14 protein-coding genes are annotated in these 9,088 nt (G+C 63.2%); 7 read left to right on the forward strand and 7 right to left on the reverse strand.

The window, feature by feature from the left end:
- From VEC01_RS02155 to VEC01_RS02170, 4 genes are all read right to left on the reverse strand, one after another.
- The coding region (locus VEC01_RS02155; protein ID WP_324898295.1) for a molybdopterin-dependent oxidoreductase at positions 1-413 on the reverse strand (413 nt) is incomplete at its 3' end.
- On the reverse strand, positions 413-682 hold the full coding sequence (locus VEC01_RS02160; protein WP_324898297.1) for a chaperone NapD: 270 nt from the start codon (positions 680-682) through the stop codon (positions 413-415). The genes VEC01_RS02155 and VEC01_RS02160, both read right to left, overlap by 1 nt.
- Before the next feature lie 27 nt (positions 683-709).
- Positions 710-868 carry a periplasmic nitrate reductase, NapE protein gene (locus VEC01_RS02165; protein ID WP_324898299.1) on the reverse strand — a complete coding sequence of 53 codons (159 nt, stop codon included), beginning with the start codon at positions 866-868 and terminating at the stop codon, positions 710-712.
- Between the two features lie 472 nt (positions 869-1,340).
- Positions 1,341-1,475 carry a DUF6726 family protein gene (locus VEC01_RS02170; protein WP_324898301.1) on the reverse strand — a complete coding sequence of 45 codons (135 nt, stop codon included), beginning with the start codon at positions 1,473-1,475 and terminating at the stop codon, positions 1,341-1,343.
- Here VEC01_RS02170 and VEC01_RS02175 point away from each other — a divergent pair.
- From VEC01_RS02175 to VEC01_RS02205, 7 genes are all read left to right on the forward strand, one after another.
- Positions 1,411-1,551: a hypothetical protein gene (locus VEC01_RS02175; RefSeq protein ID WP_324898320.1), complete on the forward strand. Its 141-nt coding sequence runs from the start codon at positions 1,411-1,413 to the stop codon at positions 1,549-1,551. The two genes, VEC01_RS02170 and VEC01_RS02175, sit on opposite strands and share 65 nt — an antisense overlap.
- A gap of 194 nt (positions 1,552-1,745) precedes the next feature.
- Entirely contained in the window at positions 1,746-3,029 is a 1,284-nt protein-coding gene (locus VEC01_RS02180) for an MFS transporter (protein ID WP_324898303.1), read from the forward strand.
- A gap of 296 nt (positions 3,030-3,325) precedes the next feature.
- Positions 3,326-3,796: a class I SAM-dependent methyltransferase gene (locus VEC01_RS02185; RefSeq protein ID WP_324898305.1), complete on the forward strand. Its 471-nt coding sequence runs from the start codon at positions 3,326-3,328 to the stop codon at positions 3,794-3,796.
- A 38-nt stretch (positions 3,797-3,834) separates the two neighbouring features.
- Positions 3,835-4,173, forward strand: a complete 339-nt coding sequence (locus tag VEC01_RS02190; protein WP_324898307.1) for a DUF6152 family protein — start codon at positions 3,835-3,837, stop codon at positions 4,171-4,173.
- Positions 4,173-4,661 (forward strand): DUF6644 family protein, encoded by a 489-nt coding sequence (locus VEC01_RS02195; protein WP_324898309.1) that lies wholly within the window; start codon positions 4,173-4,175, stop codon positions 4,659-4,661. Before VEC01_RS02190 ends, VEC01_RS02195 begins: the two co-directional genes overlap by 1 nt.
- A gap of 136 nt (positions 4,662-4,797) precedes the next feature.
- Positions 4,798-5,778 carry a LysR substrate-binding domain-containing protein gene (locus tag VEC01_RS02200; RefSeq protein ID WP_324898311.1) on the forward strand — a complete coding sequence of 327 codons (981 nt, stop codon included), beginning with the start codon at positions 4,798-4,800 and terminating at the stop codon, positions 5,776-5,778.
- Entirely contained in the window at positions 5,766-6,749 is a 984-nt protein-coding gene (locus VEC01_RS02205) for an aldo/keto reductase (protein WP_324898313.1), read from the forward strand. Before VEC01_RS02200 ends, VEC01_RS02205 begins: the two co-directional genes overlap by 13 nt.
- A gap of 34 nt (positions 6,750-6,783) precedes the next feature.
- Here VEC01_RS02205 and VEC01_RS02210 read toward each other — a convergent pair whose 3' ends face one another.
- From VEC01_RS02210 to VEC01_RS02220, 3 genes are all read right to left on the reverse strand, one after another.
- A complete protein-coding gene (locus VEC01_RS02210; RefSeq protein ID WP_324898315.1) occupies positions 6,784-7,809 on the reverse strand; it encodes a branched-chain amino acid ABC transporter permease in 1,026 nt (341 codons plus the stop codon).
- Positions 7,810-7,819: 10 nt separating this feature from the next.
- On the reverse strand, positions 7,820-8,704 hold the full coding sequence (locus VEC01_RS02215; RefSeq protein WP_324898317.1) for a branched-chain amino acid ABC transporter permease: 885 nt from the start codon (positions 8,702-8,704) through the stop codon (positions 7,820-7,822).
- A 29-nt stretch (positions 8,705-8,733) separates the two neighbouring features.
- A partial coding sequence (locus VEC01_RS02220) for an ATP-binding cassette domain-containing protein (RefSeq protein ID WP_324898319.1) occupies positions 8,734-9,088 on the reverse strand: 355 nt, incomplete at its 5' end.

Below are 9,088 nucleotides of genomic sequence, written 5' to 3' on the forward strand. Positions count from 1 at the left end.
TTCAGCGCCTGCTTGAACTTCTGCGCCATGATGTCGAACGCGGCATCCCAGGACACCGGCGTGAATTCGCCGTTCTTGTCGTACTTGCCGTTCGTCATGCGCAGCAGCGGCTTGGTGAGGCGGTCCTTGCCGTACATGATCTTCGACAGGAAGTAACCCTTCACGCAGTTCAGCCCGCGGTTGACTTCCGCGTTGATGTCGCCGTGCGTCGCTACCACGCGTCCATCCTTGACGCCGACGTTGACGCCGCAGCCCACGCCGCAGAAGCGGCAGGCCGCCTTGCTCCACTTAAGCTGTGTCTTCGAGGAATCGGTGACGACGTTGGAAGCGATGGATTGAATCGGAATGCCGACCGAACTAGCCGCAGTGACGGCGGCAGATTGTTTGATGAAGTCGCGCCGTGTAAGCTTCATTAAAGGATCTCCTGGGCAAGGGCGGAAGCCGGTTCCGCATGTTGATATACGAGTACAGTGTCGAGCACACCCGGGAGCGCCCGGATGGCGTCCATGGTGTCGAGAGTGCGTTTTGTTCCTTCGGTCTCAAGCGTCACGACCAGCTTTCCGTGTGCGTCCTGCGCGTGGACTTCTGCGTAGGGCACTTCGGCGATGCAAGACTTGATCGACTCGAGTTGTGCGGGCTGCGTGTAGACCACGATGCCGGCGATGTGGATTTCCTGTTCCATCAATGAATGCCTTTCCGGTCTCGTCGCTTACTGCGTCGGCAGGGAGCCGGTGAGAAGCTGGATCATCCAGATCGCAAAGCCATATCCGCCGACCACCATCACCGACAGGATCGGCGCGGCGATGACGGTCAGCCCGAGAAAGGCACGCAGTTCTTCCTTCCTGGTCGGTTGCTCTTCATGTTTCATGTTTTCTCCGTAGGAACAGGCGTGCGGGTACGCGCAAGCCGGCTTTCGCCGGTTCGCAATGCGATTCGCAAGCGGGGGTCCTGTATGACTAAAGTGCTGCTTGTAAAAAGGATGAAGTCGGGTCTAAGAAAGGAACAGGTTGAGAGTTCAAGCGGAACTAATTGCGTTCACGGAATGGATGGTACGTGTTCGTTTTGCCCCGTGACATTGATGTGCATCAAACTTGTCCGGCTTCAAAACAAATGTTTCACCCTGGTGCAAACTCACAACACTGCACCGGAAAAACGGCGCGCAATGCGTTTCTGTAAGCGGATCGATCTGACTGCGCACGACATCCCGCGCGCCGCCGCCCGAGCACGGCCGGAGCCTTGTCAACCGTATCGGCTGCTGTCGCAAGCCGGACGGAAGATGGCGTGTTGTGGCGCTACCCCAGGTCGGGCAACGCGGCGCACGAAACACCTGGCTGGAGGTTTCAGGGATCGATGATTGCCGCGCACGCATCGGTGGGCAGTGCCGCTGCATGACCGACAACAGGAACAATCTTGATGGTCGCACTGGCAAAGCGGCAGGGCGCGGCCAATGCGCCGCATCCGCTCAGGGTTGCCATGATTATCAATGCTGCAAGGAGTGACTTCACGATATCGAAAGGCGGGATAAAACCTGATGATACTGCCAGGCAATGAACAGCCGGCGCCAGAAATTGTAAGCAGGCGTATCGGCCACCGGTCAGACGGAATGGATGAATAACGAATGTTCAAGCCCGCATGCCGGCGGGGTGTCATGGCCGAATTATTCATGCCCCCCTGCATGGCCAGGCTTGCAAAAAAACCGTGCCCATGGCTAGATTTGCGCACCTCTTTCCGAATCGAACCGGCGCATGCAATCCACTTCCTCCATCGTCGATGGCAAGACCCTTGGCGCCGGCAGCATCGTGCTGCTGCTGGCGCTCTATTGCGCGCAGGGTTTGCCTTCCGGCCTGATCGCGCACGCGCTGCCGGTGCTGATGCGCCAGCACGGCAGCGACCTGGCGGCGATCGGATTGCTCAAGCTGCTGGCCTTGCCGTGGGTGCTGAAGGTATTGTGGGCGCCGTGGGTCGATCGTCTCGCGTCGGCCCGGTTCGGGCATTATCGCGGCTGGATCCTGCCACTGCAGTCCGGCGTCCTGCTGGCGGTGGCCGCGGTGGCGCTGCTTCCGCCGGACGCCTTGTTCGGCCCTTCCCTGCCCGTGCTGCTGGGGCTGCTGCTCTTGGTGAACCTGGCGGCGGCGACGCAGGACGTGGCGACCGACGGCCTCGCAGTCCGCTTGCTGCCGGCGCGCTGGCGCGGCCTGGGCAACAGCCTGCAGGTCGGCGGCTACAAGGCCGGAATGATCGTCAGCGGAAGCCTGCTGCTGATGGTGGTCGCGGACTGGGGCTGGAGGTCGTCGATCGGCCTGATTGCACTGCTGGTCGGCTGCACCATGGTGCCGGTGCTGCTGTTCCCGGAAAAGCGCCGGCTGCCGCCCGCCGCGCATCCTGCCGAGCCGGCCGGCCCGCGGCTGTTGTGGTCGCATTATCGCGGCTTCCTCGCCCTGCGCGGCATGGGGAGCTGGCTGCTTGTGGTGCTGACCTTCAAGATCGGGGATTCGCTCGGTTCGCCGATGATCAAGCCGCTGCTGGTGGACCAGGGATGGACTTCCGGCGCGCTCGGTCAGCTTACGCTGACCGGCAGCCTCGCCGGCATCGGCGGTGCGTTTCTGGGAGGGATGCTCTACGCACGCCTGGGCGCGCTGCGCTCGCTCCTCCTGTTCGGCCTGCTGCAGGCGCTGGGGATCGCAGCGATGGCATGGCTGGCGCGGCACGGCGCGGCTGGCCACACCGTCTACGCGATCACGCTGTTCGAACAGGTTGCCGACGGCATGTCGACGGTGGCGCTCTTTGCGGTGATGATGAACCAGTGCCGGGCCGAACATGAGGGGGCGGATTTCACGATCCAGGCTTGCGCGCAGGTGGTGCTGGCTGGAATCGTCGGCTCGCTGAGCGGCTTGTCTGCGAAACGGCTCGGCTATGAGGGCCATTTCCTGCTATCCGGGCTGCTCGGCGTCCTCGCACTGGCGCTGGTCGCGCGCTATTTCTCGCGGCAGGCCCGGCGCGGCGCGACGCTGCCGGCCGCGGCAACCTGAGGGCAGCCGACACGCTCGTCCGGCGCCGGGCTTCGTGCCGGTATTGCCCGGTCACCGGCCCCGGAAGAACTTTTTCCGCTTTGCCGCTCTTACTGTATGAGGATGTCCTGATCGCCCTGCACAAGGGCAGACAGCGCGATAGCGCGAACGAGAGGTGATCCATGACCGTAGAGCACGATGCGAATCCGTCCCGCGAGGGACGCAGGCGGATACTGAGGCTGGGTGCTGCCGGCCTTTGCGGCGCCGTGTTCCCATCCATGCCGTTCGCGCAAAGTCTCCCTGCGAGGAAACTCGACGTGCCCTATGAGCCTACGCCGCCATATGTGGTCGACCGCATGCTGGAACTGGCGAAGGTCAGCGAGAACGACCTGCTGTATGACCTCGGCTGCGGCGACGGAAGGATCGTGATCACCGCTGCGCAGAAGCGCGGCTCGCGGGGCGTCGGCATCGACCTCGATCCGCAGCGCATCGCGGAAGCGACCGAGAACGCCGAAAAGGCGGGCCTTGGGAACAGGGTGAAGTTCCTCGTCGGGGATTTGTATACGAGCGATTTCTCGGACGCCACGGTGGTGACGCTATTCCTGTGGCCGCACGTCAACCGCAAGCTGCGGCCCATCCTGTGGCGGCAGTTGCGCCCGGGAGCGCGCGTGGTATCGCATATGTGGGACATGGGGGAATGGCTGCCCGATAAAACCGAGCTGGCTGACGACAGGAAGATCCATGTCTGGACCGTTACCGAAGCGCAAAAAAAGGCCGCCGGCAGATAGCGCAAGACCGGCTTGCATCACCATTCGGAGACTGCACCATGAAACGATTCACGATTCTCGCCATGCTTTTCTCGATGCCGGCTTTCGCCCACCACGGATGGAGCGAATACGACGCCGACCGCCCGCTGCAGCTGACCGGCACGGTCGAGGAGTCCGGCTATGAACATCCGCACGGCTTCGTGCGGCTGAAGACGACCGAGCGCACCTGGACCGTCGTGCTGGCGCCGCCGACGCGCATGCAGAACCGCGGCCTCGAGCAGGCGATGCTCGCGCCGGGCGGCCGGGCGACCGTGTACGGCTATCCCAACCGCAACAACGATCAGGAGCTGCGCGCCGAGCGGATTACCCTCGGCGGCAAGACGACGGAACTGCGCTGATGCACGCGGAGCCCGGATTCTTCGGCTGGCTCGCCGCGCTGCCCTTTTCACAGGCGATGCGCAGCAGCCTCTGGCTGTATCCGATCGTTGAAATCGTCCACATCATCGGCTTCGCGACCCTCGTCGGGTCGGTGCTGATGTTCGATTTGCGCCTGCTCGGCTTCGCGCCGCAACTGCCGGTGCGCTCGCTCGGGGGTCATCTGCTGCCCTGGTCGGTCGCCAGCCTGGCGCTGATCGTTCCTGCCGGCCTGATGATGTTCGCCGCCCATCCGCAGGACTTCATCGGCAACCCGATTTTCCTGCTCAAGCTGGCCCTGATCGTGACGGCGGGCATCAATGCCACCCTGTTCCACCGCGGCGTGTACCGTTCGGTCTCCGCCTGGAACTCGGGAACGGCCGCGCCGCCTGGCGCGAAGCTGCATGCGCTGGCGTCGATCGTGATCTGGGTGGCGGTGATCTGCTGCGGCCGGCTGCTTGCGTATACCTGAAGCGCCGCAGGTATTCCCATCATTGCCGCGCGCCGGCTGTATCGCCAATGCAAAAAGTTTGATCAATCCGGTGGCATGACGGCCTGCTTCGCCCAGTACAATGAAGATCTCATCATTGCGCCCGATTGGATGACCCATGCGCAGGAAGATCCCGAGCACTGGCGCACTCATCGCGTTTGAAGCCGCCGCGCGCTACCAGAGTTTCTCGCGCGCGGCGCAGGAATTGTCGTTGACGGAAGGGGCGGTCAGCCGGCAGATCGCGGTGCTGGAAGAATACCTTGGCGTGCAGCTGTTCCATCGTGTGAAAAAGCGCGTGACCCTGTCCGATATCGGGAAATCGTATTTCCTGAAAGTGCGGGACGACCTGAACCGGCTGGAGAGAAACACGCTCAGCGCGATGTCCTACCAGAACGGCCAGAAGCTGCTCGAACTGGCGGTGATTCCCACCTTTACCGCCAAATGGCTGATTCCGCGCATCGCGGAATTCAATGCGCTCCATCCCGATATCACGATCAACCTGACCGAACGCGCCCTTCCCTTCCTGTTCGGGGATTCGATCTTCGACGTGGCGATTCATTACCGGCACCCTGCCTGGGCCGGCTGCATCCAGGAATTATTGTTCGAGGAAGAACTGATCCCGGTCTGCAGCCCGAAGCTGCTCGCTGGCCGGACCGTCCTGCAGGCCGCGGACCTGGCCGCGCTCCCCCTGCTCCACAAGAACACGCGCGAAGACGCGTGGTCGCGCTGGTTCACCGCCGCCGGGCACGAGGAAATCCACCTGCTGGCGGGCCCGCGCTACGACCTGTTTTCGATGATCATCCAGGCGGCCTGCGTCGGCATCGGCGTCGCCCTCGTGCCGCGCCTTTACGTGCAGGAAGAACTCAGGGAGGGAACGCTCGTCAACCCGGTGGACTTTGCCATCCGCGGGCTGAAACAGTATTGCGTCGTCTATCCCGACCACAAGGAAGTGTCGCCGACGGCGCGCGTATTCGTCGATTGGCTTGTCGCCGTGGCAAGCATCGAGCGGCAGGCGTCCCATATGGCAACGCGCGCAAACTGCGCAGTCGTATCGCTGCCGTCGCGGCGGCAGCAGGTGGAGGGCCAATGGAGTACGTGAATCTGGGCCGTTCCGGCCTGAAAGTATCGAAGCTGTGCCTGGGTTGCATGACCTACGGCGCGCCGGATCGCGGCATGCACGCGTGGACGCTCGATGAAGCCGCAAGCAGGCCTTTCCTGCGCCAGGCGCTGGACCTGGGCATCAATTTCTTCGACACCGCCAACAGCTATTCGGATGGCACCAGCGAAGAAATCGTCGGCCGCGCCCTCTGCGATTTCGCGCGCCGCGACGAGGTGGTGGTCGCGACCAAGGTGTATTACCCGTTGCGCAACGGCCCCAACATCGGCGGCTTGTCGCGCAAGGCGATCCTGACCGAGGTGGACAACAGCCTGCGCCGGCTCGGGACCGACTATATCGATCTCTATCAGATTCACCGCTGGGACTACGCGACGCCGATCGAGGAAACGCTGGAGGCGCTGCACGACATCGTCAAGGCGGGAAAGGTGCGTTACATCGGCGCATCGTCGATGTATGCCTGGCAATTCGCAAAAGCGCTGTACCTGGCGGAGCGGCATGGCTGGACGCGGTTTGTCTCCATGCAAAACCACCTGAGCCTGCTCAACCGGGAAGAGGAAAGGGAAATGCTCCCGCTGTGCAGGTCCGAAGGCGTAGCCATCCTCCCCTGGAGCCCGCTGGCGCGCGGCCGGCTGACGCGCGACTGGAACGAGAGCAGCCATCGTTCGGAAAACGACGCAATTGCCAAGCGGATGTATGGCGACCAGATGGCGGAATCGGACCGCCAGGTGGTCGAGCGCGTGGCAAAGATCGCGGCGGACCGCGGCGTGCCGCGCGCCCAGGTGGCACTGGCGTGGGTGATGCAAAAGGCCGGCGTGACCGCGCCGATCGTCGGCGCGTCCAGGCCGCACCACCTGGACGATGCGGCGAAGGCGCTGGCGCTCGTGCTGTCGCCGGAAGAAATCGGCGCGCTGGAAGAGCCCTATGTGCCGCACCCGGTGGTCGGCTTTTCCTGAACCTCCGGGCCCGGCATCCGCGCGCCACGCCCCCCTATTTCGTCGCCAGCGTGGTGCCGGCACCGGAATCCGCGCCATGCGAGAGCGGCTCGCGCGGCCTGCGCCGGAACAGTTCCGCCAGTTCGCCGACGATGCCGCGCCGGAACGCCAGCACGCAGACGATGAAGATGAAACCGGTGACGATGGTCACCGATTCGCCGATCGAGCGGAACCAGTCGATGCCGGTGGTGGAAGCCATCCAGTTGCCGAAATCGCCCAGCTTGTTCTCCAGCGCAATGATCACGATCGCGCCGACCACCGGCCCGGCCAGCGTGCCCAGGCCGCCGACCAGGGTCATCAGCACCACCAGGCCGGACATGGTCCAGTGCACGTCGGTCAGGGTTTCGAAACCGAGCACCACCGTCTTGGTCGCGCCAGCCAGCCCGGCGAGCGACGCGGACAGCACGAAGGCCATCAGCTTGTATCGATCGGTGTCGTAGCCGAGCGAAATCGCGCGCGGCTCGTTTTCCTTGACCGCCTTCAACACCTGCCCGAATGGCGAGTGCACCGTGCGCAGGATCAGTGCGAAGCCGGCAATGAAGATCGCCAGCACCACGTAATACATCGTCAAGTCGTTGCGCAGGTCTATCATGCCGAGCAACTGTCCGCGCGGCACGCCCTGCAGGCCGTCCTCGCCGCCGGTATAGGGCACCTGCAGGCACACGAAGAACAGCATCTGCGCCAGCGCCAGGGTGATCATCGTGAAATAGATGCCCTGCCGGCGGATCGCCAGCAAGCCCATCAGCAGCCCGATCAGCGCAGCGGCGATGACGCCCGCGACAAGCCCGAGCTCGAACGGCCAGCCCATCACTTTCAGCGTGTGGCCGGTGATGTAGCCGGCGCCGCCGAAGAAGGCCGCATGGCCGAACGACAGCAGTCCGGTGTAGCCGATCAGCAGGTTGAATGCGCACGCAAACAGCGCGAAGCACAGCACCTTCATCAGGAACACCGGGTAGACGATGAACGGCGCGGCAATCGCCAGCACCAGTGCGCCCGCAGCAAATGCAATATTTCGGTTCATCCTGTTCTCCTTACTTTTCCTTGCCGAACAATCCGGCCGGGCGCAGCATCAGCACGATTGCCATGATGATGAAAACCACGGTCGACGATAATTCAGGATAGAACACGCGGGTCAGTCCTTCGACCACGCCGAGGCCCAGGCCGGTCACGATCGCCCCCATGATCGATCCCATGCCGCCGATCACCACGACCGCGAAAACGACGATGATCAGGTTGGATCCCATCAGCGGCGACACCTGCGTCACCGGCGCCGCCAGCACGCCGGCCAGCGCGGCGAGCGCGACGCCGAAACCATAGGTCAGGGTCACCATCATGGGCACGTTGATGCCGAACGCTTCCACCAGCTTCGGATTCTCGGTGCCGGCGCGCAGGTAGGCGCCCAGCCTGGTCTTTTCGATCACATACCAGGTGGCGAGGCAGGCGGTCAGGGAGGCGGCCACCACCCAGGCGCGGTATTTCGGCATGATCATGAAACCCAGGTTGAACGCGCCGGACAAGGCTTCCGGCGTCGAGTAAGGCTGGCCGGAAACGCCATAGAAGGAACGAAACAGGCCTTCCAGCATGAGCGTCAGGCCGAAGGTCAGCAGCAGTCCGTACAGATGGTCCAGCTTGTACAGCCAGCGAAGCATCGTTTTCTCAATGACAACCCCGAACAGCCCGACTATCAGCGGTGCGAGCAGCAGCGTCTGCCAATAGCCGAGTTCGAAGTAATTCAGGCCCATCCAGGCAAGAAAAGCGCCCATCATGTAGAGCGCGCCATGGGCGAAGTTGATGACGTTGAGCAGCCCGAAGATCACCGCCAGGCCGAGCGACAGCATCGCATAGAACGATCCGTTCACCAGACCGAGCAAGAGCTGGCTCAGCATGGCCTGCAGCGGAATTCCGAAAATATCCATGACACTCTCTCTTGCAGAGATCGATCTTGTCAGACGCCGAGCAGTTCACTGAGCACCGGCATCTTCGCATCCAGCTCGGATGCGGCGAAGGTCTCGACGATCTGCCCGTGTTCCATCACGTAAAACCGGTCCGCCAGCGGCGCGGCGAAGCGGAAATTCTGTTCCACCATCACGATGGTGTAGCCCTTGGCCTTGAGCATGGTGATCATGCGCGCGAGCGCCTGCACGATCACCGGCGCCAGGCCTTCGGAAATCTCGTCGAGCAGCAGCAGCTTGGCGCCGGTGCGCAGGATGCGCGCCACCGCCAGCATCTGCTGCTCGCCGCCGGACAGCCGCGTGCCCTGGCTGGACTTGCGCTCGGCCAGGTTGGGGAACATCGCGTAG

The sequence above is a fragment of the Noviherbaspirillum sp. genome (genome assembly GCF_035627455.1).
In the GTDB taxonomy this organism is placed as follows: domain Bacteria; phylum Pseudomonadota; class Gammaproteobacteria; order Burkholderiales; family Burkholderiaceae_D; genus Noviherbaspirillum.

Bases quoted from the DNA above. Each gene is read 5' to 3' on its own strand.
- VEC01_RS02160 (WP_324898297.1), bottom strand. From the start codon at position 682: ATGGAACAGGAAATCCACATCGCCGGCATCGTGGTCTACACGCAGCCC.
- VEC01_RS02165 (WP_324898299.1), bottom strand. From the start codon at position 868: ATGAAACATGAAGAGCAACCGACCAGGAAGGAAGAACTGCGTGCCTTT.
- VEC01_RS02210 (WP_324898315.1), bottom strand. From the start codon at position 7,809: ATGAACCGAAATATTGCATTTGCTGCGGGCGCACTGGTGCTGGCGATT.
- VEC01_RS02190 (WP_324898307.1), top strand. From the start codon at position 3,835: ATGAAACGATTCACGATTCTCGCCATGCTTTTCTCGATGCCGGCTTTC.
- VEC01_RS02205 (WP_324898313.1), top strand. From the start codon at position 5,766: ATGGAGTACGTGAATCTGGGCCGTTCCGGCCTGAAAGTATCGAAGCTG.
- VEC01_RS02170 (WP_324898301.1), bottom strand. From the start codon at position 1,475: ATGGCAACCCTGAGCGGATGCGGCGCATTGGCCGCGCCCTGCCGCTTT.
- VEC01_RS02215 (WP_324898317.1), bottom strand. From the start codon at position 8,704: ATGGATATTTTCGGAATTCCGCTGCAGGCCATGCTGAGCCAGCTCTTG.
- VEC01_RS02180 (WP_324898303.1), top strand. From the start codon at position 1,746: ATGCAATCCACTTCCTCCATCGTCGATGGCAAGACCCTTGGCGCCGGC.
- VEC01_RS02195 (WP_324898309.1), top strand. From the start codon at position 4,173: ATGCACGCGGAGCCCGGATTCTTCGGCTGGCTCGCCGCGCTGCCCTTT.
- VEC01_RS02200 (WP_324898311.1), top strand. From the start codon at position 4,798: ATGCGCAGGAAGATCCCGAGCACTGGCGCACTCATCGCGTTTGAAGCC.